We start from the raw sequence: 25845 nt of genomic DNA on the forward strand, positions 1-25845 counted from the left end.
TAAAATAGAATTAGAGTTTAATTAGAAACAATTTGAATATCGTCAGATTTCCAAGTTACAACCTTGGCAATACGGGCATCCGCATAAGAAACTTCTTTTATGTCTTCATTTGTAAAGAAATACCACGTGCCCACTTTTTCACCATTATTATATTGCGCAATGGCAGTTTTATTACCGTTAAAGTCATAGCTCACCCATTCTCCAGTTAGCTTATTGTCTGCAGTATAGTAGCCAGTTTGTGCAACCGTTCCATTATCGTGATATATTGTTGCCTTAATCATATCGCCATCCAAATAATACGTGTTTTTATTAGCATTTTGTGCAAATGCCATTGAAACTGTTAATACGATTGCAAAAAGGGTGATTAAATTTTTCATTTTTCAAAGTTTTAAATTTTCAGAATAATCAAATTTACAAAATTAACGCTTACGAAACCATTTGGTAACGTTAACTTAACATTAAACCTTTAACCTGTTTATTTTCAATGTTTTAAAAAGCCTAGTTTTTTTGAATCAATATCTTAATGATTTGGTAAAGCTATCTTCACACTAAGTTATGATCGATAGATTTTCTTTGTAATTGCCTATTATATTGGGCAATTTTTGAAATCGTTTAGTTTTTGTCGACTAGATTTTCAAATGGGGCTGTTCGTTGAGGACGGCCCTTTTTTTATTAAATTTATAGGAGCCAAGGAAACGTAGCTTAACAATATGGAAACATACCATTAGTTAAAAATTTAGTCCTTTGCAGCGACAAAAACTATAATCGATTTTAAAATGTACCTAAAGAATATTTTCTTTATTGGTTTTCTATTTTTGTGTGTTTCCGCGGTCCATTCACAAATAAGTGTTCCAAAATTTGGTGACGGTATGCTTAACATTGTGGGCAAAGACAGTACGTGGAGCGTCCGATTTGCGCCACGAATGCAAGTACGGGCCAATTCTTCCTGGGATTACGATGGCGATAAATTTGGAAAACCGGAACAAAGCTTTATTATCCGTCGCGCCCGTTTAAAATTTGACGGATTTGCCTATTCCCCGAAACTGCGCTATAAAATTGAACTAGGTCTTTCAAATTTTGATGTGGCAGGAGCTTCAGAATTCACTGGCAATGCCCCTCGAATTATTTATGATGCAGTAATAATGTGGGGGTTCTACAAAAATCTGGAGCTATGGGCAGGACAGGCAAAACTTCCCGGAAACAGGGAACGTGTAATATCTTCCGGTAATCTTCAGCTTATAGACCGTTCCAGACTTAACAGGTTATTCAATATTGACAGGGACCTTGGAGTACAATTGCGCCATAGTTTTAAGGCTTCTGAAAATTTCCTAATTCGCGAAATGTTTGCCGTTTCACAGGGAGAAGGTAGAAATATTACAACCGGAAATATTGGAGGGTTTCAATATACAACCCGCGTAGAATTATTGCCTTTTGGCGAGTTCACCAAAAAAGGAGATTATATTGGCGGCGACATCTATCGCGAAAAAACGCCAAAACTTGCCATTGGCGCCACCTATGATTTCAACAATAATGCCGTAAAAACCCGAAGCAATCAAGGCAGCTATATGCGCAATGATATCGGTTTTTACGAAACCAATATAAGTACCATTTTTGTGGATGCTATGTTTAAATATAATGGGTTTTCACTAATGGGAGAATATAGTTATCGCGATGCTGAAAACCCACTAGTAACCAATATTGATGGTTCTATTACAGAGCAGGAGGTTTATACGGGGCAAGGGCTCAATTTTCAAGGAGGCTATGTCTTTAAAAACAATTGGGAAGTTGCCGGTCGCATTACCACCATTATGCCAGATAATACATTTTCTTCCAACGAAACCGAGAACCAATATACCTTGGGAGCCTCAAAATATATTGTTGGGCACAAATTAAAAGTTCAAACAGATTTATCATATTCAACCATTGCAGGTGAAAGCAGCTCTTTGGAATACAGGCTGGGTTTTGACCTTCATTTTTAAGAAAAATACAGATAACAATTTGGTAACAATCAATCCTATTTTATATGGGAAATTTGCACCAACTTAATTAAAACTAGAATGGATAATATTTATTTATTAATGATTGTTGCACTTGCCGCGCTTGCAATTGCAGATCTAGTGGTTGGCGTTAGTAATGATGCCGTAAACTTCTTAAACTCGGCCATTGGCTCTAAAGCACTTTCCTTTAGGACTATTTTAATAATAGCCAGTTTAGGTATTTTCATTGGTGCCGTTTTCTCCAGTGGAATGATGGAAGTGGCGCGAAAGGGCATCTTTGTCCCCGGAGAATTTTACTTCGACGAAATAATGATTATTTTCATGGCGGTAATGATTACCGATATCTTGCTGCTGGATTTTTTTAATACTATAGGTTTACCAACATCTACCACGGTTTCCATTGTTTTTGAACTTTTGGGCGCTGCCGTTATTATGGCGCTGATAAAAATTGGCCATAACGATGCAGAGACCATTTCAGCAATTACAAAATACATCAATACCGAAAAAGCGGTAGAAATTATAACAGGAATTCTGCTTTCGGTTGTGATTGCTTTTACCGTGGGGGCAGTAGTTCAATACCTGTCGAGGCTGGTATTTACCTTCCACGTTGAGCGAAAAATGAAATATTTCGGAGCTATTTTTGGAGGTTTGGCTCTTACCTGTATAAGCTATTTCATACTTGTTAAAGGTTTAAAGGGAACTCCTTTCTATGGCGATTTTAAAGATATTGTTGAAAGTGATACTTGGATGCTTATCGGCGGAAGCTTCATTTTTTGGACTGTGTTCTCGCAACTTTTTATGATGATTTTTAAAAAGAATATTTTAATCATCGTAATAGCAGTAGGTACATTCAGTCTTGCGTTGGCATTTGCAGGAAACGATTTGGTAAACTTTATTGGGGTTCCAATGGCGGCATACCATAGTTATATTGACTGGTCAACTTCTGGTGTCGCGGCCTCAGAGTATAATATGCACAGCCTTGCTGAAAAAGTTCCCGCAGAGCCTATGCTGCTCTTCATTGCTGGTGGTGTAATGGTTCTTACATTGTGGTTTTCCAAAAAGGCACGAACGGTTTCTGATACCGAAATTGACCTTGCACGCCAAGGCGAGGGCCATGAAAAATTTAGCCCAAACATGCTTTCAAGGTTTTTGGTAAAGTCCAGCACCCAGATTGCAACCTATTTTGAATATATCATTCCGCAATCGCTTCAGCAGAAAATAGATAAACGTTTTGAAAAACCGATAGTGAACCTACCCAAACACAAAACCTACGAGCTTCCAGCTTTTGATATGATCCGTGCCTCCATAAACCTTATGGTTGCCGGAATTCTGATTGCTACGGCAACTTCTATGAAACTACCACTTTCCACCACCTATGTAACCTTTATGGTAGCCATGGGTACATCACTTGCTGATAGAGCTTGGGGTCGCGAAAGTGCCGTTTACCGCGTTGCAGGGGTAATGAACGTAATAGGTGGTTGGTTCTTTACTGCATTTGTGGCATTTGCAGCAGCAGGTACGCTTGCCTATCTAATATTTATAGGTCGTGGCGCAATGATAGCCGTGTTGTTATTATTGGCTATTCTTTTATTAGTGCGAAATTATCTTTCTCACAAAAATAAAGTGAAACTGAAATTGGACAAGAGCGGCTTGAAGAAAACCGAGAGCAAAACCGTTCAGGGGATTATCCAAGAAAGTGCTGAAAACATTAGCAATGTAGTTTCACGTTCAAATAAAATTTATACCGATATGCTTCGTGGCCTTGCAAAACAGGACACCAAAAAACTGAAGAAGAGCAAAAAAGGTGTAAATAAACTTAATGACGAAGTTGAAGAACTGCGAGACAATATTTTCTACTTCATTAAGAATCTGGATGAAACCAGTGTGCGCGGAAGTAACTTCTACATTGTAATCCTTGGTTATTTGACCGACGTGGTGCAGTCTTTGGAATTTATTTCAAAGGCGAGCTACAAGCACGTGAACAACAATCACAAAGCGCTTCGCTTTAACCAAATAAAGGATCTTCAGGAAATAGACAATCATTTGGAAGAGCTTTTAAATGAAATTGAAGACATCTTCCACAAAAAGGAATTCCAGCGCATCGGGAATGTACTTGAGAAAAAAGACGAAATCTTCGCAAGCCTTTCAAACAAAATTGAAAAGCAGATAGCGCGTACCCGTACCGAAGAATCAAGCCCTAAAAACACCACTTTGTATTTCAGCCTATTGCTTGAAACCAAAGATCTGGTAACGGCCTTGATGAACTTGATGGAGGAATATTACACAAGCTATCGCAAAGCGTAATAAATTTCATCCCATATTTTAGAAAAGGAGTCCAAATCGGGCTCCTTTTTCTTTAGAAGATGCACAAACACTTTTAATCTTCATAGGGCATCTGCCGTATTTTGATGCCTTACGGACCAATTTTACACCAAAAAAATTTTCCGTTTAAAATTATTGTTGGAATATTGTTTCAGCAACCAATAAATCTCAACATTATGAAACTAAAATTTTTATCAATCGTACTATTAATGGCCTGTAGTTTTGTCTTTGCGCAAGACAAGGTTAAATATACCGACGAGGAAAAGGATATGTTAAAAACCTATTATTTTAATGAAGGTTTTGACCAACCGGCCACAAAAAAAGTATCAACCGTTATCATGAAAGATGGTACCGAACATAACGGGTACTGTAAGGGCGTGGTTACAAAGAAAGGGCAGATTGCCCAAATTGTTTTTAAAGACAGTATTACCGACAAAAAAGAAACCTATGATGCATCACAGATTGCAGAAGCCTATCTTTATGCCAGCGGTTGGGAGAAATTCGGAAAGGTATCACAAAAGTTCAGCAATTTCGGGATGGGCAGAAGAAACAGCGTAAATAAACTGACCAGCAATGACCAGATTTATTTTGTAAACCAAAAGGTTTCCCTAAAAAACAAAAAGGACGAGAAAGAATTTTTGATGCAACTGATAAATCCGGAATTCAGCCAGATAATTTCGGTTTACCACGATCCTTTTGCCAAAGAATCAAAAGGTTTTAAAATGGGCCCAGGCCCTACCATTGGTGGCGGTGTTGTAAAGTCATATTACGTTCAAAAAGGCGATAAAGTATTTTGGCTGCCCAAAAGTGATTTTGAGGAAAATTATGACTTCCTCTTTGGAGACAATGCAGCCTTTATGGAAAAATATCCTTACAAATCAATCAATTGGGATTGGTTGAGCGCGCTTGTTTTGGAATATACCAGAATGTCCATGCCCGCAGAGGAATAATAAGCATCGCAAAAAATAAATAAAAAAGCCCTTGTTCAATTGAGCAAGGGCTTTTTTATTTATAAAGTTATTCCAAAATTTACGATCCGCACATCAAGCAATCATCATCCGGAGCGTTTTTGGATTGTGCCAGCATTTCGCGCAATTCCTGCGGTGTCATTGGCTTTGTTGATACATCTTCTACTACATTTGCCTCAACTTCAGCACCAACGGTTTCTTTTTTCTCTTCCTTTTTAAGTGTGAATTTAATGGCATCCACGGCACTTTTGGTCCGTAAGTAATACATTCCCGTTTTCAAGCCGCTTTTCCATGCATAAAAATGCATCGAGGTTAGTTTTGCCATATTTGCATTTTCCATAAAAAGATTTAAAGACTGGCTTTGATCAATAAAATATCCACGGTGGCGGCTCATATCAATAATATCTTTCATAGAAAGTTCCCACACGGTTTTATAAAGTTCTTTCAGTTCCTGCGGAATTATTTCCACATCTTGGATTGAACCGTTGGCGCGCATGATTTCCTCTTTCAAATCCTCGTTCCAAAGCCCAAGTTCCACCAAATCTTCCAAAAGGTGTTGGTTCACAACAATGAATTCCCCTGAAAGCACACGTCGTGTATAAATATTTGAAGTATAGGGCTCAAAAGCTTCGTTGTTCCCAAGAATCTGCGATGTGGAGGCGGTTGGCATAGGCGCAACCAATAGAGAGTTTCGAACACCGTGCTTTTTTACATCCTTTCTCAATTTGTCCCAATCCCAACGGCCGCTTAACTCTTCGTCCTTTATTCCCCATAAATTATGCTGAAATAATCCTTCGGAAATAGGTGAGCCTTTATAACTTTCGTACGGTCCATCTGCCTTCGCTTCTTCCATAGAAGCTGTAACGGCCGCAAAATAGAGTGTTTCAAAAATTTCTTGATTCAATTTTTTGGCCTCATCACTGGTAAAGGGCAAACGAAGCATGATAAAAGCATCTGCCAAACCTTGAATTCCCAACCCAACCGGACGGTGGCGGAAATTTGAGTTTTGCGCCTCAATCACCGGATAGTAATTTCTGTCGATTACACGGTTCAGATTTTTGGTAACGCGATTTGTTACTTTAAAAAGTTCTTTGTGGTCAAATTCACCGCCTTTCACGAACATTGGCAAAGCGATGGAAGCCAAATTACAAACCGCAACTTCATCTGCAGAAGTGTATTCCATAATCTCCGTACACAAGTTTGATGATTTTATGGTCCCCAAATTCTTTTGATTGCTTTTTCGGTTCGCCGCATCTTTGTAAAGCATATAAGGCGTTCCGGTCTCAATCTGCGATTCAAGAATTTTCTCCCAAAGTTCACGTGCTTTTACGGTTTTTCTACCTTTTCCTTCTGCTTCATATTTATGGTAAAGCGCTTCAAATTCTTCGCTGTGGCATTCAAAAAGTCCTGGGCATTCGTTCGGGCACATAAGCGTCCATTCAGCGTCGTCCTGCACCCGTTGCATAAACAAATCTGGAATCCACATGGCGTAAAAAAGGTCTCGAGCCCGCATTTCTTCTTTTCCGTGGTTCTTTTTCAAATCTAAAAAGTCGAAAATATCAGCGTGCCATGGTTCCACATAAATTGCAAAACTTCCCTTTCGCTTACCGCCACCTTGGTCAACGTAACGTGCGGTATCGTTAAAAACGCGAAGCATCGGCACAATTCCGTTTGAAGTTCCGTTGGTGCCACCAATATAAGATCCCGTTGCACGAACGTTGTGGATTGAAAGACCAATTCCACCGGCAGATTGTGAGATTTTTGCGGTCTGCTTCAACGTATCGTAAATTCCATCGATGCTGTCGTCCTTCATTGCAAGCAAAAAGCAGGAAGACATTTGCGGTTTTGGTGTTCCACTGTTGAAAAGCGTTGGGGTTGCGTGGGTGAAATATTTCTTCGACATCAACTCGTAGGTCTCCTTCACTGCTGCCAAATCGTTCATATGAATTCCTACGGAAACTCGCATCAACATATGCTGCGGACGTTCTGCAATCTTTCCGTTCAGTTTCAGCAAATAGGAGCGTTCCAAAGTTTTAAAACCGAAATAATCGTACCCAAAATCACGGTTGTAAATTATTGTTGAATCTAATTCCTCGGCGTTGTTTTTTATCACCTCAAAAACCTCATCACTCAGCAAAGGCGCTTTTTTTCCGGTACGCGGATTTACATATTCGTAAAGATCCGTCATCACTTCCGAAAATGATTTTTTGGTATTTTTATGTAGATTGGAAACAGAGATTCGAGCCGCCAAACGTGCGTAATCCGGATGCGAAGTGGTCATTGTTGCGGCAATTTCCGCAGCCAAATTATCCAGCTCGCTGGTTGTTACACCGTCGTAAAGCCCTTCAATTACACGCATTGCTACTTTTACAGGATCTACCAATTCGTTTAAACCGTAGCACAGTTTGCGCACGCGAGCCGTAATTTTATCAAACATTATGGGCTCTTTCCGGCCGTCTCTTTTTACTACATTCATAATTCTTTTATTTAAGTGGTTAGTAATGGTAGCTGAAAATCCTATTATGCAATGAAAATTGCACACATTCAACTTTTACATTTTGAAATAATATATTTGTGGGAAAGCTATTGCTTTCTAAAAATCCGCGTCGAAACTGATTTTGTTTGATTCCTTGTCTTTGTTGGTAACCCCAGCTTTTTGGTATTCGCCTACGCGTTTTTCGAAGAAATTGGTTTTCCCTTGAAGCGAAATCATATCCATAAAATCAAATGGGTTCGTAACGTTGTATTCCTTTTCGCATTCCAATTCCACCAAAAGCCTGTCGGTTACAAATTCAAGGTATTGCGTCATCAATTTTGAATTCATCCCAATCAAACTTGCAGGTAGCGATTCTGTAATAAATTCGCGCTCAATGTTTAAAGCGTCAACAATTATCTCGCGGATGCGCTCTTTAGAAACTTTGTTCACCAAGTGGTGGTTGTGAAGATGAACGGCAAAGTCGCAGTGAACGCCTTCGTCGCGCGAAATCAATTCGTTTGAAAAGGTAAGCCCTGGCATCAAGCCGCGCTTTTTCAACCAAAAAATAGAGCAGAAAGCTCCTGAAAAGAAAATACCCTCAACTGCTGCAAATGCAATTAAACGCTCCGCGAACGAATCACTTTCAATCCATTTTAATGCCCAATCGGCTTTCTTTTTAATCGCCGGAAAAGTTTCAATGGCGTTGAAAAGTTGGTCTTTTTCCTTTTCATCCTTTACGTACGTATCGATCAAAAGAGAATAGGTTTCACTGTGAATGTTCTCCATCATTATCTGGAAACCATAGAAAAATTTGGCTTCACTGTATTGTACTTCGTTTACGAAATTTTCGGCAAGGTTTTCATTCACAATTCCATCGGAAGCTGCAAAAAATGCCAAAATGTGTTTTATAAAATAACGCTCGTCGTCATTCAATTTTGAATTCCAATCGGTAAGGTCTTGGTGCAAATCAATTTCCTCGGCTGTCCAAAAACTGGCTTCGCTTTTTTTATACCAATCCCAAATGTCGTGGTGTTGGATCGGGAATATTACGAATCTGTTTTTATTTTCCTGTAAAATTGGTTCAATTGCACTCATATGTCCTTTGTTTTTAGATTAAAATTTGTCGTTACTCGGGACTAACAAATATGAAGAAATTAAAAGGTTATTTCAGGTGAATTGTTTTGTCTTTTTTAACAAAGTTTTCAACATAAAAAATAAAAAGTTTACAAAAAAAATTAAATCCCTTTTTATAACATTCTATTAATAAGACTATTATATATTTTTTAATGGGCTTGACGAATAGAAAAGTTTACAAAAAATGAAAACAATAACTCCATTTTTTTTGAAAATACTGAAAGCACCAAAAGACTACGTTTATGAGGAAAATGGAGCAACAAATACACAAATATTGTAAAAATCCAAATAGAGATAGTTCGCGACTGCGCTCTACCATTCATTAAATTCGTTCATTCTTTGCGGAAAGAATTATTTAATAAAATCAAACCCGCAATACGGCACCAAAACCTCCGGGATTTTTATTCCATCCTCGGTTTGATAGTTTTCAAGAATGCCCGCCAGAACGCGCGGCAATGCCAGAGCGCTTCCGTTTAAGGTGTGCGCAAGTTTGTTTTTACCGTCTTTGTCTTTAAAGCGAAGTTTTAACCTATTGGCTTGAAAGGTTTCAAAATTTGAAACTGAGGAAATTTCCAGCCAACGGTCCTGCGCGGTTGAAAATACTTCAAAATCATACGTCAATGCTGAAGTAAAGCCCAAATCGCCGCCGCAAAGGCGAAGAATTCGGTATGGCAATTTCAATTCGCGAAGAATATTTTTTACGTGCTCTACCATTCCGTCCAAAGCTTGGTAGGAATTATCAGGATGCTCGATGCGGACGATTTCCACCTTATCAAATTGGTGCAAACGGTTCAACCCTCGAACATGCGCGCCGTAGCTTCCTGCCTCGCGACGGAAACAGGGAGTATAGCCTGTGCAGGTAATTGGCAATTCGGAATGGTTCAGCAAATCGCCACGGAACATATTTGTTACGGGAACCTCAGCGGTAGGGATTAAATAAAGATCGTCAATGCCCACGTGGTACATCTGCCCTTCCTTGTCAGGAAGTTGGCCCGTGCCATAGCCCGAAGCTTCGTTCACCAAATGCGGCACTTGATATTCGGTATAACCGGCTTTTGTATTTTTATCCAAAAAGTAGGCAATCAACGCCCGTTGCAGACGCGCCCCCTTCCCTTTGTAAACAGGAAAACCTGCGCCCGTAATTTTTACGCCGAGCTCAAAATCAATCAAATCATATTTTTTTGCAAGCTCCCAATGCGGCATTGCGCCATCAACAAGTTTTGGAATTTCGCCTTCTTTGAAAACTTCTTCGTTGTCGTTTTCATCGGTTCCGGCAGGCACCAAATCATTCGGAATGTTTGGAAGCGTATAAAGCAATTGCTGCAATTTTTCGGCAGCGGCAAGCATTTGCTCGTTCAGTTGTTTTGAGGACTCCTTCAGTTCAACAGTTTTCTCTTTTAGTTCATTTGCTTTTTGGACTTCGCCACTTTGAAAAAGTTTCCCGATTTCCTTTGAATAGGAATTGCTCTGTGCCAAAACCTCATCCAGCTGCGCTTGCGAAGAGCGGCGTTCTTCATCCACATTTAAAACTTCCTCCAAAACGGAAGCAGCATCTATGCCGCGTTTGGCCAGTGCTTTTATGTACTTTTCTTTGTTTTCGCGGATGTCGGTTACTTGTAGCATGTTCTGATTTTTGAAGCCGCTAAGTTACAACAGACCCCAAAGGTTTTCAAACACTTTGGGGTCTTATTTTATGATTAAAATCTATTCCCTTAAAAGTTTTTTTAAGGTTTTGGGATTCATTCTATTATTGAAAAAGGTAATGATGTAAATTTTTTTGGGCAGAAATGTCTTCGCGATAATAAAACGAAACATTTTTATGCACGACTTTATGCACGACAGCTTTTCGGATACTTAGTTTTTCATTTACTACAGGACACGTTATTTGTTGAGTTGCAATTTTCTGCAGCAGACTTTGGGTCAAATCCCTGAATTTTCTCATTTCTTTTTTCGTCCACCGAAATTGAAGATTTTCAAAAATTTCTTTATACGTAATAAGCGCAAGTTTTGACCAAACTATTTCCATTTTTACAGGCCATACTTTTCATTAATCTCAAGAATTACTTCTTCATTTGTAAAAACATTTCCTTCCTTAATATCTTTTAATCCAGCCTCAACAAAAAGCTTTTCGGTTTCAGAAATATCATAATTCCAGTCAGTATCTTTAGAAAATGATTCCTTGAAATTCTTCAATTTCTCAATAACTTCTTCACTATTTTGTTGGATTAACCATTCAACCAACTTGTATTTTTCCAATTGAATATCCATGATTCCTTTTTTATTTAAAGATAATGAAATTTAGTTTGAGTTTGGTTTTGGCTTTTCATTATAATCCTCTGGCGAGGGCAAAATCCATTCACTATGCTTAAAGGGATGCCAAGGCTCGGCGGCCAAATCTACGGTTGGATCGGTAAAAGGGTGATATTTACCGTGATTTACGCGAACGGAAGCTTCCATATACACAGCCACATCACGCCCTTTTTTAGCTTCCACTGCTTTTATTTTTTGGGCAAGTTGCCACATAACATCTGGCTTTGTAGCGACGGAGCCTTGTTGCTTGGGACCCAAAAGGTCACTATAATTGTACCGCTTCTTTTCACCGTCAGGCTTGTTTTTTACCCACACCGTAAGACTTCCGCTTTTGGAACGGAGCATCATTCGCCAGCTAAGCCTGTGGCCTTCTTCGGTCCAAAGCACATCGTCCTTAAAGAACCAATGCCGCAGCGGCAAACCTATTTGAAAGGCAAAATAAATCCCAAAAACCGCAAGCAACAGGTTTTTATATTTCGGCACGATTACCGCATTGCCCGTATATAATTTTTTCTTCGGAAGAAACCGTTTTTGGAGTATTCCCGGAGAAAAGAAAAAAAGCGCAAAAGCAATGGACATATAAGGAAAGATGCCTATTTGAAATACAATTGAGTTGAAGAGATGAAAAAACACAGAAATTACAAATCCCAATAATCGTGTGCGTTTCCAAAGCATCAATGGCACGATTAGCAAGTCAAAAAAGATGCCTGTATAGGCAATGGCCCAATGCACCCAGTTTTGCTGTAAAAAATCGCCAATAAGCCAGTAATGTTTTTTACCCTCCATCAGCAATGCTGGCATGGAGGCATCTAGCCAATTGGGGTATAATTTTGCAACTGAAGCGTAGGTATAAACAATCCATACCTGCAAAATCAAAATCAACAGCACCCAACGCGGCATGGAAGGTGATTTAATTTCAGGATTTAGCCTTGCGTCCACTGAAAACCATCGGTTGGCGGGAAGAAAGGCCATAATCCAGCACAGCAGCATCATTAGGTAATAATGGTTATTGTAGCTGCTTTTCTGCATTAAATATACGCACGTCCACATTAGCGCATAGGCTATCATGCTGAACCTATACTTAAAACCAAGCATCACAAAAATCCCGAAAATACCCATTATCACGAAGTAATAGTACATTCCGGGCCCTTGTAGATTTTGCAAAAAATCGAAGCCGATAAAGTTGAAAGTGTATGGTGGCTCAACCAATGTTCGTCTCAGCCAACCAGTAGCTATTGCACCAAAAGCCTCGATGGTTATCAAAAGACCAAAAACGGCCCTAAAAAGGACCAAACCAATATTGTCAATTTGTTTGAAAAGAAATTTATTCACGGTCTTTTAAAAATTGCTTTGCGAAGGTTTCGTCCTTTTCAATTTCCCGCTTTAGAATTTCCATCGAATCAAACGTTTCCTCGTTGCGAATGTATTTTAAAAACGCAATGGTTATTTCCTTTCCGTAAAGGTCTTTGTTGAAATTGAGAAAATGTGTTTCGATTGTTTTTTCGGTTCCGCCAACGGTGGGGTTGGTACCGATACTGGTGATTCCGAAGATTTTTTCGCCTTCAATTGTGGACTGCACAATATAAACGCCGTTTTTGGGAACGAGTTTGTATTTTTCCTTCAATTTCAGATTTGCAGTGGGGTAATTTATAGTTCGGCCAATGGCTTTTCCTTTAACCACTTCGCCCGAAATCATAAAGTTATACCCCAAATAATTGTTGGCCGTTTCAATATCGCCTTCGTTCAAGGCTTTTCGGATTTTTGTGGAACTTACTGCAACATCGTCAATTTCCTTTGCTGAAATTTCCTCTACTTCAAAATTATAGGTTTTTCCAAATTCCTTTAAATCCTCGATATCGGCATTGCGGTTTCTTCCGAAGCGGTGGTCGTAACCGATGATGATTTTTTTCGCCTTTAAACTATTTACCAAAATATCACGCACGTATTCCAAAGCGGTCAATCGTGAAAAAGCGTGGGTAAACGGATGGATAACCAAATGGTCCAGCCCTGTGTTTTCAAGCAATTCGGTGCGTTCGTCAATAGTATTTATAAGTTTGATGTCCACATTTTGCTGAAGCACCATCCGCGGGTGCGGGAAAAAAGTAAGCACCACGGAATCCAGATTTTCCTTTTTTGCGGTTTCTACCAAACGCTTCAAAATGGCTTTGTGGCCAATATGCACGCCGTCAAAAGTGCCGATTGTGACCACACTTTGGCGGGAATTTTTATATGCGGAAGCTGATGGATATTTCTTCAAAATTATTTGCCGTTATATGTGTTCATCGTAATATTCATTCCCGCGAGGGCAAAGGATTCAATAATTTTACAGCTTAACTCCAGCCGCTCGGGCAGTTGTTTCTCCTCTTCGGCTTCCCATTCGCCCAAAACGTAATCTACCTGTCTCCCTTTTGAGAAAGCATCGCTTATCCCGAAACGGAAACGGTTGTAATTGGTGGTGTGCAGCGTATTCTGAATATCCTTCAACCCGTTGTGTCCGCCGTCGCTGCCTTTGGTTTTTATGCGAATGGCTCCAAAGGCCAAATTTAAATCGTCCGTAATCACCAGCGTATTTTCCAAAGGGATTTTTTCTTTTTCAAGCCAGTAATTTACGGCCTTTCCGCTTAAATTCATATACGTGCTCGGCTTCAGAAATATGAGCGTTCTTCCTTTTACTTTATGCGAAGTAACGTCGCCCAATTTTGCCGTTTCCCACATAAGTGAATTTTTTTCGGCATAAAAATCGACCACTTTAAAACCGATGTTGTGGCGGGTGTTTGCGTATTTTGGACCAATATTGCCAAGGCCCACAATAAGGAATTTCTTCATTGGATCTGTTTCTTCTGAAATAGTATCGACAGTTTTTGTCGAAAAAAGATTTTTGAAAAATGAAAACATACTGCTGTCAATCTTCGGTAAAAATAAAAAAAGCACCCCGAATTAACGAGATGCTTTTGGGTAATCTTCTTAAAAAGAAATTTATTCCTTTACTGCAGCAACATCATCGGTTTCTGTAGCTGGAACTTCCTCTCCTTCTGCACCTTCAGCAGTTTCATCTTCTTCTTCAACTTCGTCCACAATAGCAGTACGTGAAGTTCTAACCTGGCAGATAACGGTGTTATCTGGGTGCATGATTTTGTAATTGTCAGTTTTAAGTGACTTTGTGTACATTTTGTTACCAATACGCATTTCGGTAATGTCTGCCTCAATAAAATCCGGTAGATTTTCTGGCAAAGCCTTCACACGAAGCTTACGGTTAACAATACGTAAAACCCCACCGTTACGAACACCGCGGGAGTTACCAACGGTACGTACAGGAATTTCCATAGTTACTTCCTTATCATCAAAAATCTGGTAAAAATCGATGTGAAGAATACGGTCCGTCACTGGGTGAAATTGTATATCCTGAAGGATGGCGTTAATTTTTGTGCCTCCTAGGTTGATTACAACCGTGTGTACGTCTGGAGTGTAAACCAAGTCTTTAAATGCAATTTCTTCTGCTGAAAAGCTAATTGGCTCATCCCCTCCGTAAACTACGCAAGGAACCATTCCAGCATTACGTAGGGCTTTCGTTGCCTTTTTGCCCACGCTTTCTCTTTGTGATCCTTTAATTGTAATAGATTTCATTTTGTTTGAATTGTTTATTTATTAAAAAACTCCCTAAAAAGCTGTTTTTTAGGGAGTGCAAAGATAAATTTTATTTTGGATTATCGGTTTAGGAAATTTGATTTTTTCCGTGTGAAGAAATTTACATTAAAAACTTGCCGCTTATAGACTTGTTGGCATTGACGCTCAGCATAACATCTGCAAATAATTTGGCACAGCTGATTACTCTAATTTTATCGCTTGGTTTTGTTGGTATAGAATCCGAAACAATAAGCTCCAACAATTGCGATTTTTCAATCCGTTCATAAGCATTTCCTGATAGAAGCGGATGGGTACAAACCGCACGAACACTAAGCGCACCGCGCTCCATCATCAAATCGGCAGCAGTAGTAAGGGTTCCGGCGGTATCAACCATATCATCAACCAAAACAACATTTTTGCCTTTTACATCGCCAATAAGTTCCATGTGCGAAATAACGTTCGCTTTCTCCCGCTGCTTGTAGCAAATAACTACGTCGCTTTCCAGAAATTTTGAATACGCATATGCCCGTTTTGAACCGCCCATATCTGGGGAAGCGATAGTAAGATTGTCTAATTTCAAACTTCTTAAATAGGGAAGAAATATAGTTGAGGCAAAAAGGTGATCAACTGGCTTTTCGAAAAATCCTTGAATTTGATCTGCGTGGAGATCCATTGTAATTATACGCGTCGCCCCCGCAGTTTCCAGCATTTTGGCGACCAGTTTTGCGGCAATAGGAACACGCGGCTTATCTTTTCGATCTTGACGCGCCCAACCGAAATATGGCAAAACGGCAGTAATGTGACGGGCGGAAGCTCTTTTTGCGGCATCAATCATCAACAAAAGCTCCATTAAATGGTCGCTGTTTGGAAAGGTGGAGCCAATCAAAAAAACGCGGCTACCGCGAACAGACTCTTCAAAAGAAGGTTGAAATTCGCCATCGCTATAATGCGCAGTAATAACTTTTCCCAACGGAATACCGAAGGCTTCTGCAATATCTTGCGCGAGCACCTCACTTTGTTTGCAGGCAAAAATCTTTGGTTCTGGGATGGCAGTTGACATAACTTTTGGTTTTGGTTTATTGAGGCTGTAAAGGTAAAAATTAATAGTTAGCGATTTTTAAAAAAATAGCTGGATAAAATTTTAAGTAAATTATAAATAATTGTTTATTTTTGCCTCCCGTTTGCTCGAGTGGCGGAATTGGTAGACGCGCTGGATTCAAAATCCAGTTCTTTCGGGAGTGTGGGTTCGATTCCCACCTCGAGTACAAATAAAAACCTCAACAGAAATGTTGGGGTTTTATTTTTTTATGAATTTTTCCACACTTTTACCTTCTGAAGTGGTTATTTCGAGAAAGTACATCCCCTTAGCCAAGACGGCTATATTGATACTTTCATTTGCTGGCACAATTTCCATAATTCTTTTCCCCGATACTGAATAAACTATTGTTTTTATAATTTTGGCATCTTCGGATTTTATAAACAGTTGATCGGAAGCTGGGTTTGGGTAGAGCTTGAATTTTTCGGAATTATTGTCTTTAATGGATAGTGGCTCTCCAGCAATGAAATCCAGCCAATATCCTAACTGACCCTGCCCAAAATACAAATGTTGGAGATTGTCTGAAGAAGAAATTTCTATACCATAGAAATGTGCTTGATTCAGCGAAAAGTATTCAAAATAATACAATTCAAAATCATCGTGAAATTCTGTTTCACAGTCTTCCGTAGTATCAGAATAATTATACGGTCTCAATTTATCTAATATTTCATCGTATAGAAAATTCCCTGAAAAGGAATTGCAGGCTCCAAAACCCTCAAAAGATAAATCTTCAAAAATAGTTAATGTAGGGTGTATTGGAGGGTCAATATCTTCAATGTAAAGTGGGCCTCCAAAATCAAATTCCATTTTGTAAAGATTCCATGTTTTAAAAAGTTCGGGGTCTGGATTTTGCGCAAACGATTGAAGCACTGCAAAAATTGTTAAAAATATAAGCGTGACTTTCTTCATAATTGAAATATTTAGAAATTTAATTAAATATATGAAATCTTCCCCACAATCACTATATTTGGGCAAACCCTGAAAACCCAATATCCCCAATGTCTGATTTCTGGTTGTATTTTAACCTTGGCCTCCACCACGTATTGGATTGGAAAGCTTACGATCACGTTCTCTTTTTAATTGTGCTCTGTGCAGCCTATACTTTTTCCTCCTGGAAAAGGTTATTGCTTTTGGTGACTATGTTCACCATTGGCCACACAATTTCATTGCTGTTGGCAAGCTATAATGTGGTAACTGTTTCAGGAAAGCTTATTGAATTTTTAATTCCAGTCACAATTTTGGTTACGGCGCTTTTTAATCTTTTCACTGCCGGGAAAGAAAAGAAAGTGGAGAAAATGGGCATTTTCTATATCGTTACAATTTTCTTCGGGTTGATCCACGGGCTTGGTTTTGCCTCTTTTTTCACCGCATTGGACAGCGGAAGCGGCATTTTGCCATTACTGGAATTTGCCCTCGGTATTGAAACCGCGCAAATTATTGTTGTAATCATTATTTTAATCATCGCATTTATCTTCCAAACCATCTTCCGCTTCAATAAACGCGATTGGGTTTTGGTGGTGTCTTCTTTGGTTATAGGAATGATTATCCCAATGCTAATCGACAATTGGATTTTCTAAAATTTTATTAGAAACAATAAAGAGTAATTTTTTAGAAAAAATCTCTAATAAACTTTTCAGCGCATATCTTCATTAACTCATTTGGCAATAACTTAACAACATTTTATTTGGCAGTGGTGTAACTTCCAAGTAATTTCGTTGTCTATTTAAGAGTATGAAAGACAGCAAACAACGCAAATACGATATTGCGTATCTACGGATGGCCCAAGAGTGGAGCAAACTTTCTTATTGCAAACGAAGACAGGTTGGCGCGCTTATTGTTAAAGATAAAATGATAATCAGTGATGGTTATAACGGCACACCCACAGGTTTTGAAAATATTTGCGAAGACGAGGAAGGTTATACCAAATGGTATGTGCTTCACGCAGAAGCAAACGCAATCTTAAAAGTAGCTTCAAGTACCCAAGCCTGCCAGGGAGCAACGCTTTACATAACAATGTCGCCCTGCAAGGAGTGCAGTAAATTAATACACCAAGCTGGTATAAAAAGAATGGTTTATTTAAACGAATATAAAGACAACTCTGGCATCGCCTTTCTTGAAAAAGCCGGAGTAAGCATACAACATCTTGCAGATTTGGATTTAGAATGATGGGAAATCAAAAAAAATACTTGCCTTTGTTGATTGGACTGGCGCTGGCCGCAGGTGTTTTTATTGGGTCAAAACTCAATTTTAACGACGACACAGAAAAAATCTTTGCCACAAGTTCAAAAAAAGACAAACTCAATAGGCTCATAGATTATATAGATTACGAATATGTAGATAAAGTAAACACAGACAGTATTGTGGACGTTACCGTAAACGGAATTCTTGAAAACCTCGACCCACATTCGGTGTATATTCCCAAAAGCGAGTACCAGCACAATGCCGATGATATGCGCGGAGCTTTTACAGGTATTGGGGTTAGTTTTTACATCTATAAAGATACCATAGCCGTAATCCGTTCCATTGAAGGCGGCCCAGCAGAAAAGGCCGGCATTAAGGGAGGCGATAGAATTCTATATGCCGACGGCAAAAAACTTTTTGGTGAATTGGTAAATCGCGATAGCATCTCCAATTATCTAAAAGGCGAAATAAACAGCAAAGTGGCTTTGGATGTTTATCGACCCAGCGAGAAGAAAGTTTTAGAACTAAAGGTGCGAAGAAAGCAAGTGCCACTAGTAAGTGTGGATGCTTCGTATAAATTGGACGATGATTTGGGCTACATAAAAATCAACCGTTTTTCCGAAACAACTTTTAAGGAATTTGAAACTGCGCTGGATAAACTTAAAGACCAAGGCATCAAAAAATTGGTTTTGGATCTCCGCAACAATCCCGGTGGTTATATTTCAACTGCAGAGCGTGTGGTAGATGAATTTTTGGGTGATGACAAATTAATCCTCATCACAAAAAATAAAAGTGGCGATATTAATAAAACCTATGCAACCCGCCGTGGTGATTTTGAACACGGAAAACTTTACGTTTTAATCAATGAAAATTCGGCCTCGGCCAGTGAAATTGTAGCCGGCGCATTACAGGATAACGACAAAGGAACAATTATTGGCCGCCGCTCTTTCGGAAAAGGATTAGTACAGCGCGAAATGTCCCTCGGCGATGGAAGCGCGGTGCGATTAACAATTGCACGCTACTACACACCTACCGGGCGCTCTATCCAGCGTCCTTATGGTAATGGTAACGACACCTATTATAGCGATTACGAAAAACGTTACCGAAATGGTGAACTAATACACGCTGATAGCATAAAAGTGGCCGATTCCTTAAAACACAAAACCCCGAAAGGGAAAGTGGTTTATGGCGGTGGCGGGATTATACCTGATGTTTTTGTTCCGAAAGACACAAGCGTTGAAAATGAAACCCTTCAATATGTTTCCAGAAGTGGCTTTATGAGTTATTTCATTTTTGAATACCTCGAAAAAAACCGAGCTATTTTTAAAGGCAGGAAATTTGAAGATTTCAGAAAATCCTTTATCGTTGACGAAAAGCTTTCAAAAGAATTTATTGAGTACGCAAAGTTCAACGAAGCACAGATAGATCTTTCAAATTACACCGAAGATTTGAAGAGAACACTGAAGGCAAACATTGCCCAGCAGCTTTTTGGTCCAAATGAGTATGAAATTATTCTTAACGAAAATGACCCAATGCTCCTAAAAGTTTTGGAATTGGAGACCAACAACCATTTGGAAAAAAATTAACGAACTACTTTTTAGCCCGGGCAGCGATAATTTTGGACACAAGCAAAATACCCAGTAATAAAATTGCGCAAAGACCTGCCAAAATACTAATTGTTGCCACGGCACTGTCGCCTTCAAATAAATTACTGAAATCTAATTTAGTTGCATTAAAAATTACCAGTCCTGCGGCTAAGGCTATCAAAATGTAAATAAGTATTTTCATTATAAATTAATTAAACAATTCTTGAATATTTGATGTAAAAAGTTTCACTGCAATCGCCAGCAAAATTACACCAAATATTTTTTGGATTACCGCAATTCCGTTCTTTCCAAGAAAACGTTGTAACCTGCCTGATGTTTTAAGAACTACAAAAATGATTACAATATTCACCAATATTGCAACAATAATATTTTGAATGGCATATTCCGCGCGCAACGAAAGCAACGTGGTCAAACTTCCTGGCCCTGCCAATAGCGGGAAGGCCAAAGGAAATATAGAAGCCAAATCTGGACTGGTATCGCCTTCCTTAAAAAGTGTGACGCCCAGAATCATTTCTAAGGCAATAAAGAAAAGTATAAGCGCGCCCGCTACCGCAAATTCATTCACGTTAACGCCAATCAATTTTAAAATGCTTTCTCCTAAAAAAAGAAAAACAATCATCACTATCGCGGCAATTACAGAAGCTTTGCCCGAGTTAATATGACCTGCCTTTTCGCGCAGCCCAATTATAATAGGAATATTCCCTATTATATCTATAACTGCAAAGAGAACCATAGTGGCCGTAACTATTTCCTTAAAATTTAAAACCATCACCTTTTTTTTTGAGGGCGCAAAATTAGACAATTAAAATGGATGCCCTAACTTTATCTATCGTTAATAAAAGTATAATTTCCACTACGTAAAATAAGTAAAGAAACTATATTTGCCGCATGTTTCAACTGGGAAAAACAATCGTTTCTGAAGACATTATCGAAAAAGATTTTGTCTGCAACCTCAATGCTTGCAAGGGAGCGTGTTGTATTGAAGGCGAAGCGGGTGCTCCTGTCACTGAAGAAGAAGTCGCAATTCTTCAGGAAATATACCCCAAAGTGAAACCTTTCCTTCGACCAGAAGGGATTGCCGCCATTGAACAACAAGGCACACACATCAAAACAGAACTTGACGAATTGGAAACCCCATTGGTAGACGGAAAGGAATGTGCCTACGTTACTTTTACTGACAGAGGTATAGCCAGTTGCGGTATTGAAGACGCTTTTAATGCGGGAACGATTGATTTCAGAAAACCGATTTCCTGTCACCTCTACCCAGTCCGTGTTCAGGATTACAGTGAATTTGCCGCTATAAATTATCACCGCTGGCCCATTTGCGATGATGCTTGTTCCTTAGGCAAGGAACTCAAAGTACCGGTTTATAAGTTTGTGAAAACGGCCCTTATCCGAAAGTTTGGCGAAAATTGGTACGCAGAGCTTGAAAAAGTGGCTTCAGAAATGTAGTCCTTAAAACATCTTCTTCTTTTTAATCGCTGCTTATTTTACTGATATTGATTATATTAGTGCTATAATTCAACAAATTATTCACTAACTAAAATTTTCAATTATGAAAAAGTATGTACTGGCCTTATTTGTTTTTTCGGTTTTGATAAGCTGTAAGGATAATCCCGTGAGCAAAAAAATTAAGGAAACCAAGGATGCTGTTTCCAATTCTACCAATGCAGTTCAGGAAATGACCAATATGCAGGAAGACATAAAAGACCTTCAAGAAACTACGCCATTAACAAATGAAGAATTAAAATCTTGGCTTCCGGAAAAAGTAGAAGGCATGAACCGTATAAGCTACAAGGCAGGTCAAGCAGGAATGATGAACATTTCATCTATTGAAGCCACCTATGCCAATGAAGACAAATCGAAAAAATTTTCCATAAGTATTATAGATGGCGCTGGCCAAGTAGGGGCAGCAGCAACAATGGGTATTCGGATGGTAATGTCGCAAGATTTTGAAGAAGAAGACGAAAACGGCTCTCGAAGAACTGTTACCAAAAATGGCAAAAAAGCCATTGAGGAATATCGAACTGGCAACAATAAAAGTAAGATCCAACTCATGGAAGGCAACCGCTTCTATCTGGAAGCAAACGGAACCAATATGGATTTGGACGAAACTTGGGACGCTATTGAAGATCTAGACATTGAGAAATTGGGATAAAAAGCCCTATTTTTAATAGAAATAAAGCCGAAAACCCAGTAGTTTTCGGCTTTTTTCATGAATGTTACATCTGTTATAGGGTTTGGTACAATAATTATAAGCCGTGCTGAAACATTACCATAGATTTGCCCTAAGTTTTTAAATCACTCATTAGTAAACTCCTCGATTATAAAGTGAAATAAACAAGTATTAATTAAAAAACACGTAATCATGAAAAATGTAATTACTTTTTTAATGTGCTCACTTTGTATAATCACAGGGATAGCACAGTCAGACTTTAACGGGAATAGTATAATCATTCCTGAAAGAACCTCGGAACTTGAAGCTTTGTACGAGCAAGCTAAAGTTCTTGAACAAAATGGAACGGCTGCAGAAATAAATGCCAACCGTATTGCAATTAAAAATGCTTGGCAGGAAATTGACCCAAATGTAGCGGCACTCTACAAGCCGATAGTAACCAACAGATTGCCCGAAACAGTAGAAAATCTTCCCTACAATGGCATTTCCTACCCTACACAATTATTAGAAAGAGATGGGCTGCCAGAAATTCCAGAAGATTGGGGCGCAGACCACTTTTTACGGGATGATTTTATTGATGGTGTAGATATGGACGTTACTGGAGGCGGTGACATCTATATTGGCGCATACGAAAATCTTATCGACTTTGGCGGAACATTTGACTCAATATATATTTATCGTTCAACAAATTACGGCCAAACCTTTGATGAATGGAAAAAAGTAGGCGTAACAGCCGCAATGCGAAAAATGCAGATTATCAGCATGGATGGTACTGGCGATGAGTATTTGTTGGCCTATTTAGTTACTGATTCCGAAAATTTCCAAGTGTGGCGTTGGAATATGGCAACTGGTGCTTTTGATGCCCAGGTAATTGCCAGCGACGTGACCGATTTTGGTGTAGATCGCAATTTTCCGGGAAACACCAATGCCCAAAGAGTTTTTGCAACTTATGAAAAAACCACCAGCTGTACTGAAGTATTTTCTGCAAGAAGTACTGCTGGAAGTTATGGTTTTGATTGGGTGGACGAAATATCTGTCGGACTTTGCGGCCAACAAGTAGAATTCACTTATGGATTAAACGGTGGCTGTTACACTACCTTCACAGGAGCGTCTTCAGGAAATTTATATGCGGCAGCAAATTCAAACTACAATGATCCCGCATCGTGGGACGCAAATGAAACTCTTGCAACTGGAGCTTCAACAGAAAGTTTGAACCCAACAATAAGAGCAGCAAGAAAAGATTTTGCTTCAGATGAAGTATTAGTAATCACCTCCTCGCGTGCCGCAGGAAGTTCAGATTCATACACAGGCCAAGCATATCGTCGCGAAAATGGCGCTGCCTACGCACCCATAAACTATATAGGTGCGGGAAGTGACGCAAACATTGCACATATAGATACGTGGATGAGCAAAGTAGGTACAGAAACCATTGAAACTGCATATGTACGCGATGATATTGATGATTCTGAAGATGATTTAAATCGATCTTTCCAATACGACGGCACTGGTTTTGGTCCATTTGAAGGAGTGGGCGACAGTGGATTGAATGTTTTTGATGGCTTTGCCTCTGTTATTGCCGAAACAAACGACCAACTACCCTGTATGGCTTTTGCCGGAACAAGCGGGGGAGGTTCTTACGGTTACGGGCTTTATTATGACGCAAAGTCTGATCTTTCAGTAGGTGAAAACAGTTTTGAAGATTTCAAATTTTATCCAAATCCTACAAAAGAGATTCTGAACTTTTCATCCAAAAATGTAATTGAACACCTCTCAATTTATTCCATACTCGGTCAAAAAGTATTGGAAGATTCCCCTAATCAAAATGACGCAACACTAAACGTTGCATCACTTAGACCAGGAGTTTATGTATTGAAATTAGCCATAAATGGCCAATCGGCCACATACAAATTCATTAAACAATAAGAGGAGATTGTTTAATGTTGAAAAGAGGGGACTGGCTTAATCGCGGTCCCTTTTTTCATTTAAAAATGCTACATTAAAAAAGTATCGTGCATTGCGGTTACAGCGCTATTTTTGATAAATCTACTTTGAACCTTACGGCTATCGGGTCATTTGTTTATATTTACGGCATGCGTAAAATTCTTTTTATACTATTCCTTTTTGCTGTCGCGGCAAGCCATGCGCAGAGCGATGCTTTGGCAAAAAATTATTTTGAACAAGGGCAGTTTGAAAAATCCTTACGCATCTATGAAAAATTGAACAAAGAAAGCCCCTATCGCCTCGATTATTTTATGGGAATGGTGCAAAGCAACCAGCAACTTGAAAACTTCATCGAAGCTGAGCGCCTCATAAAAGAAAAATTGGACAACGGCAGAAATTTTCCTCAGCTATATATAGAATTAGGATATAACTATTCACTTCAAAACCAGCCCGAGCTTGCATCTTTAAACTATAACAAAGCTATTGAGGCAATTGAGGCAAACCCTAATTTTTCCTATAACATAGGCAGTACTTTTGAGAAATATAGTCTTTTGGAAGAAGCCGTTACCGCATATGAAAAAGCCATGTCGCTCAGCGATAAATTGGATTTCAACATGCAACTCGCACAGATTTATGGTGAACAGGGAAAGTTGGAAAAAATGTTTGACAGTTATCTAGGGCTAGTTGAAAAGAACAACGCCTTCAAAGGAGCCGCACAGCGTTATTTTAGCCTTTACACAACTGAAGATCCAAATAACGAAGCCAATTTGCTTCTCAAAAAAACATTACTTCAACGTTCTCAGCAAAACCCCGATATTCTTTATAATGAATTGCTTAGTTGGTTGTTTATTCAACAAAAAGAATACAAAAAAGCATTTATACAAGAAAAAGCTATTTATAGACGTATAGGCGAAGACCTTGGCGGAATAACGGAACTTGCCTACATTGCTATAGCAGATGAGGATTATGAAGTGGGAAGGGAAATAGTAAATTACATAATCGATAATTCCTTCACACCACAAAACAAACTTCAGGGCAATCAAATTTTGATGAAGATGGAAGTGAAGACCGCCACTACCAAACAATATGCTGAAGTTGAAAAAAAGTTTGAAAGCCTTTTGGATGAATTTGGACAAAATCGAGACACCTATTTGCTGCAAATAGACTACAATCACTTTTTGGCTTTTCAAAACAATAAAAAAGAAACCGCCATAGCAAACCTGAAGAATCTGGCAAAACAGAACTTAACTGCGTATCAGGAAGCGCGGGTAAAAATGGAGCTGGCAGATATTTTGGTTTTTGATGAAAAATTCAATGAAGCCCTAATCTATTATTCCCAAATCCAGAAAAAAGTACAGAGCGATGTTTTGGCACAGGAAGCCCGTTATAAAGTGGCGCGTACCAGTTATTTTAAGGGCGATTTTGAATGGGCACAAGTGCAACTTGACGTGCTTAAAAAATCTACTTCACAACTGATGGCGAATGATGCCATGCAGCTCAGTTTGCTTATTAGTGATAATTCCTTGGAAGATTCCACCCAAACAGCTCTAAAAAAATATGCACGAGCAGATCTATTGGCTTTTCAGGATAAAAACACCGAAGCTGTTGATCTTTTGGAAGATATTTTAACAAACCACAAAGGCGAAAAAATAGAGGACGAAGCTTTATTGAAGCAAGGAGAAATTTATGAAAAAATAGGTGATTATAATAAAGCTGAAACCAACTATTTGAAAATTATAGAGTTTTACAATGAAGATATTTTGGCCGATGATGCCCGTTACCGCCTCGCAAAAATTTACGAAGAAAAGCTAGACCAGCCCGATAAAGCAAAAGCACAATACGAAGCGATTATTTTCAACTTTGCGGACAGTATTTATTTTGTGGATTCGCGTAAAAAGTACCGTGCTTTGCGCGGGGATGCTATTAATTAAGCACCAAAATAAAAATTTCAAATTCCAAAGGCATTCTAAAAACATACTGGTCGTCAAATTGAAATTTGGCCCTTGAATTTTG

23 protein-coding genes and 1 tRNA gene are annotated in these 25845 nt (G+C 39.0%); 11 read left to right on the forward strand and 13 right to left on the reverse strand.

Annotation, left to right across the window (positions count from 1 at the left end):
* Positions 1-17 precede the first annotated feature (17 nt).
* A complete protein-coding gene (locus tag AC58DT_RS06750) occupies positions 18-377 on the reverse strand; it encodes a toxin-antitoxin system YwqK family antitoxin (RefSeq protein ID WP_497216118.1) in 360 nt (119 codons plus the stop codon).
* A gap of 399 nt (positions 378-776) precedes the next feature.
* Between AC58DT_RS06750 and AC58DT_RS06755 the strand changes: the two genes are divergently transcribed.
* The 3 genes from AC58DT_RS06755 to AC58DT_RS06765 all read left to right on the forward strand — a co-directional run bounded on the left by AC58DT_RS06755 (position 777) and on the right by AC58DT_RS06765 (position 5269).
* Positions 777-1979 (forward strand): porin, encoded by a 1203-nt coding sequence (locus AC58DT_RS06755; RefSeq protein WP_497216119.1) that lies wholly within the window; start codon positions 777-779, stop codon positions 1977-1979.
* 78 nt (positions 1980-2057) lie between these two features.
* On the forward strand, positions 2058-4301 hold the full coding sequence (locus AC58DT_RS06760) for an inorganic phosphate transporter (protein WP_497216120.1): 2244 nt from the start codon (positions 2058-2060) through the stop codon (positions 4299-4301).
* A 194-nt stretch (positions 4302-4495) separates the two neighbouring features.
* Positions 4496-5269 (forward strand): hypothetical protein, encoded by a 774-nt coding sequence (locus AC58DT_RS06765; RefSeq protein WP_497216121.1) that lies wholly within the window; start codon positions 4496-4498, stop codon positions 5267-5269.
* Positions 5270-5348: 79 nt separating this feature from the next.
* On the opposite strand, the gene AC58DT_RS06770 is transcribed toward AC58DT_RS06765, so the two are convergent.
* The 9 genes from AC58DT_RS06770 to AC58DT_RS06810 form a co-directional block, all read right to left on the reverse strand.
* Positions 5349-7763 carry a ribonucleoside-diphosphate reductase subunit alpha gene (locus tag AC58DT_RS06770; RefSeq protein WP_497216122.1) on the reverse strand — a complete coding sequence of 805 codons (2415 nt, stop codon included), beginning with the start codon at positions 7761-7763 and terminating at the stop codon, positions 5349-5351.
* Positions 7764-7880: 117 nt separating this feature from the next.
* Positions 7881-8858, reverse strand: a complete 978-nt coding sequence (locus tag AC58DT_RS06775; protein ID WP_497216123.1) for a ribonucleotide-diphosphate reductase subunit beta — start codon at positions 8856-8858, stop codon at positions 7881-7883.
* Between the two features lie 390 nt (positions 8859-9248).
* A complete protein-coding gene (gene serS / locus AC58DT_RS06780) occupies positions 9249-10520 on the reverse strand; it encodes a serine--tRNA ligase (RefSeq protein WP_497216124.1) in 1272 nt (423 codons plus the stop codon).
* Between the two features lie 405 nt (positions 10521-10925).
* A complete protein-coding gene (locus AC58DT_RS06785) occupies positions 10926-11165 on the reverse strand; it encodes a hypothetical protein (protein WP_062620038.1) in 240 nt (79 codons plus the stop codon).
* 30 nt (positions 11166-11195) lie between these two features.
* On the reverse strand, positions 11196-12539 hold the full coding sequence (locus AC58DT_RS06790) for an HTTM domain-containing protein (protein ID WP_497216125.1): 1344 nt from the start codon (positions 12537-12539) through the stop codon (positions 11196-11198).
* Entirely contained in the window at positions 12532-13464 is a 933-nt protein-coding gene (locus tag AC58DT_RS06795) for a bifunctional riboflavin kinase/FAD synthetase (RefSeq protein ID WP_497216126.1), read from the reverse strand. Before AC58DT_RS06795 ends, AC58DT_RS06790 begins: the two co-directional genes overlap by 8 nt.
* A gap of 2 nt (positions 13465-13466) precedes the next feature.
* Complete coding sequence (gene pth, locus AC58DT_RS06800; protein ID WP_497216127.1) at positions 13467-14102, reverse strand: aminoacyl-tRNA hydrolase; 636 nt, start codon at positions 14100-14102, stop codon at positions 13467-13469.
* Between the two features lie 81 nt (positions 14103-14183).
* Complete coding sequence (locus AC58DT_RS06805) at positions 14184-14831, reverse strand: 50S ribosomal protein L25/general stress protein Ctc (protein WP_045078882.1); 648 nt, start codon at positions 14829-14831, stop codon at positions 14184-14186.
* A gap of 121 nt (positions 14832-14952) precedes the next feature.
* Positions 14953-15891 (reverse strand): ribose-phosphate pyrophosphokinase, encoded by a 939-nt coding sequence (locus tag AC58DT_RS06810; protein ID WP_497216128.1) that lies wholly within the window; start codon positions 15889-15891, stop codon positions 14953-14955.
* A gap of 123 nt (positions 15892-16014) precedes the next feature.
* Between AC58DT_RS06810 and AC58DT_RS06815 the strand changes: the two genes are divergently transcribed.
* Positions 16015-16096: transfer RNA gene (locus tag AC58DT_RS06815), tRNA-Leu, on the forward strand.
* Between the two features lie 32 nt (positions 16097-16128).
* On the opposite strand, the gene AC58DT_RS06820 is transcribed toward AC58DT_RS06815, so the two are convergent.
* On the reverse strand, positions 16129-16836 hold the full coding sequence (locus AC58DT_RS06820; RefSeq protein ID WP_497216129.1) for a T9SS type A sorting domain-containing protein: 708 nt from the start codon (positions 16834-16836) through the stop codon (positions 16129-16131).
* Between the two features lie 89 nt (positions 16837-16925).
* Between AC58DT_RS06820 and AC58DT_RS06825 the strand changes: the two genes are divergently transcribed.
* From AC58DT_RS06825 to AC58DT_RS06835, 3 genes are all read left to right on the forward strand, one after another.
* A complete protein-coding gene (locus AC58DT_RS06825) occupies positions 16926-17504 on the forward strand; it encodes a HupE/UreJ family protein (RefSeq protein ID WP_497216130.1) in 579 nt (192 codons plus the stop codon).
* A 154-nt stretch (positions 17505-17658) separates the two neighbouring features.
* The gene (locus AC58DT_RS06830; RefSeq protein WP_497216131.1) at positions 17659-18093 is read left to right on the forward strand and encodes a deoxycytidylate deaminase; all 435 of its coding nucleotides are present in this window, start codon (positions 17659-17661) and stop codon (positions 18091-18093) included.
* Positions 18090-19694, forward strand: coding sequence for a S41 family peptidase (locus AC58DT_RS06835; protein WP_497216132.1), 1605 nt, complete (start codon positions 18090-18092; stop codon positions 19692-19694). Before AC58DT_RS06830 ends, AC58DT_RS06835 begins: the two co-directional genes overlap by 4 nt.
* A gap of 4 nt (positions 19695-19698) precedes the next feature.
* Here the strand turns inward: AC58DT_RS06835 and AC58DT_RS06840 are convergent, their stop codons facing one another.
* Positions 19699-19896: a hypothetical protein gene (locus tag AC58DT_RS06840; RefSeq protein ID WP_497216133.1), complete on the reverse strand. Its 198-nt coding sequence runs from the start codon at positions 19894-19896 to the stop codon at positions 19699-19701.
* Between the two features lie 6 nt (positions 19897-19902).
* Positions 19903-20484 carry a MarC family protein gene (locus AC58DT_RS06845; RefSeq protein ID WP_497216134.1) on the reverse strand — a complete coding sequence of 194 codons (582 nt, stop codon included), beginning with the start codon at positions 20482-20484 and terminating at the stop codon, positions 19903-19905.
* Between the two features lie 119 nt (positions 20485-20603).
* On the opposite strand from AC58DT_RS06845, the gene AC58DT_RS06850 reads away from it, so the two are divergent.
* The 4 genes from AC58DT_RS06850 to AC58DT_RS06865 all read left to right on the forward strand — a co-directional run bounded on the left by AC58DT_RS06850 (position 20604) and on the right by AC58DT_RS06865 (position 25763).
* On the forward strand, positions 20604-21167 hold the full coding sequence (locus AC58DT_RS06850; protein ID WP_497216135.1) for a DUF3109 family protein: 564 nt from the start codon (positions 20604-20606) through the stop codon (positions 21165-21167).
* Positions 21168-21270: 103 nt separating this feature from the next.
* Entirely contained in the window at positions 21271-21873 is a 603-nt protein-coding gene (locus AC58DT_RS06855; RefSeq protein ID WP_497216136.1) for a hypothetical protein, read from the forward strand.
* A gap of 210 nt (positions 21874-22083) precedes the next feature.
* On the forward strand, positions 22084-23814 hold the full coding sequence (locus AC58DT_RS06860) for a T9SS type A sorting domain-containing protein (protein WP_497216137.1): 1731 nt from the start codon (positions 22084-22086) through the stop codon (positions 23812-23814).
* 86 nt (positions 23815-23900) lie between these two features.
* The gene (locus tag AC58DT_RS06865; protein ID WP_497216138.1) at positions 23901-25763 is read left to right on the forward strand and encodes a tetratricopeptide repeat protein; all 1863 of its coding nucleotides are present in this window, start codon (positions 23901-23903) and stop codon (positions 25761-25763) included.
* The last annotated feature ends 82 nt before the right edge of the window (positions 25764-25845 follow it).

Source organism: Aequorivita sp. CRS11, from assembly GCF_059693805.1.

Excerpts from the sequence above, each read along its gene's own strand:
- AC58DT_RS06835 (WP_497216132.1), top strand. The coding sequence starts at position 18,090 with ATGATGGGAAATCAAAAAAAATACTTGCCTTTGTTGATTGGACTGGCG.
- serS (WP_497216124.1), bottom strand. The coding sequence starts at position 10,520 with ATGCTACAAGTAACCGACATCCGCGAAAACAAAGAAAAGTACATAAAA.
- AC58DT_RS06755 (WP_497216119.1), top strand. The coding sequence starts at position 777 with ATGTACCTAAAGAATATTTTCTTTATTGGTTTTCTATTTTTGTGTGTT.
- AC58DT_RS06845 (WP_497216134.1), bottom strand. The coding sequence starts at position 20,484 with ATGGTTTTAAATTTTAAGGAAATAGTTACGGCCACTATGGTTCTCTTT.
- AC58DT_RS06810 (WP_497216128.1), bottom strand. The coding sequence starts at position 15,891 with ATGTCAACTGCCATCCCAGAACCAAAGATTTTTGCCTGCAAACAAAGT.
- AC58DT_RS06765 (WP_497216121.1), top strand. The coding sequence starts at position 4,496 with ATGAAACTAAAATTTTTATCAATCGTACTATTAATGGCCTGTAGTTTT.
- AC58DT_RS06860 (WP_497216137.1), top strand. The coding sequence starts at position 22,084 with ATGAAAAATGTAATTACTTTTTTAATGTGCTCACTTTGTATAATCACA.
- AC58DT_RS06775 (WP_497216123.1), bottom strand. The coding sequence starts at position 8,858 with ATGAGTGCAATTGAACCAATTTTACAGGAAAATAAAAACAGATTCGTA.
- AC58DT_RS06830 (WP_497216131.1), top strand. The coding sequence starts at position 17,659 with ATGAAAGACAGCAAACAACGCAAATACGATATTGCGTATCTACGGATG.
- AC58DT_RS06770 (WP_497216122.1), bottom strand. The coding sequence starts at position 7,763 with ATGAATGTAGTAAAAAGAGACGGCCGGAAAGAGCCCATAATGTTTGAT.
- AC58DT_RS06855 (WP_497216136.1), top strand. The coding sequence starts at position 21,271 with ATGAAAAAGTATGTACTGGCCTTATTTGTTTTTTCGGTTTTGATAAGC.
- AC58DT_RS06785 (WP_062620038.1), bottom strand. The coding sequence starts at position 11,165 with ATGGATATTCAATTGGAAAAATACAAGTTGGTTGAATGGTTAATCCAA.
- AC58DT_RS06805 (WP_045078882.1), bottom strand. The coding sequence starts at position 14,831 with ATGAAATCTATTACAATTAAAGGATCACAAAGAGAAAGCGTGGGCAAA.
- AC58DT_RS06760 (WP_497216120.1), top strand. The coding sequence starts at position 2,058 with ATGGATAATATTTATTTATTAATGATTGTTGCACTTGCCGCGCTTGCA.
- pth (WP_497216127.1), bottom strand. The coding sequence starts at position 14,102 with ATGTTTTCATTTTTCAAAAATCTTTTTTCGACAAAAACTGTCGATACT.
- AC58DT_RS06840 (WP_497216133.1), bottom strand. The coding sequence starts at position 19,896 with ATGAAAATACTTATTTACATTTTGATAGCCTTAGCCGCAGGACTGGTA.
- AC58DT_RS06750 (WP_497216118.1), bottom strand. The coding sequence starts at position 377 with ATGAAAAATTTAATCACCCTTTTTGCAATCGTATTAACAGTTTCAATG.
- AC58DT_RS06820 (WP_497216129.1), bottom strand. The coding sequence starts at position 16,836 with ATGAAGAAAGTCACGCTTATATTTTTAACAATTTTTGCAGTGCTTCAA.
- AC58DT_RS06825 (WP_497216130.1), top strand. The coding sequence starts at position 16,926 with ATGTCTGATTTCTGGTTGTATTTTAACCTTGGCCTCCACCACGTATTG.
- AC58DT_RS06850 (WP_497216135.1), top strand. The coding sequence starts at position 20,604 with ATGTTTCAACTGGGAAAAACAATCGTTTCTGAAGACATTATCGAAAAA.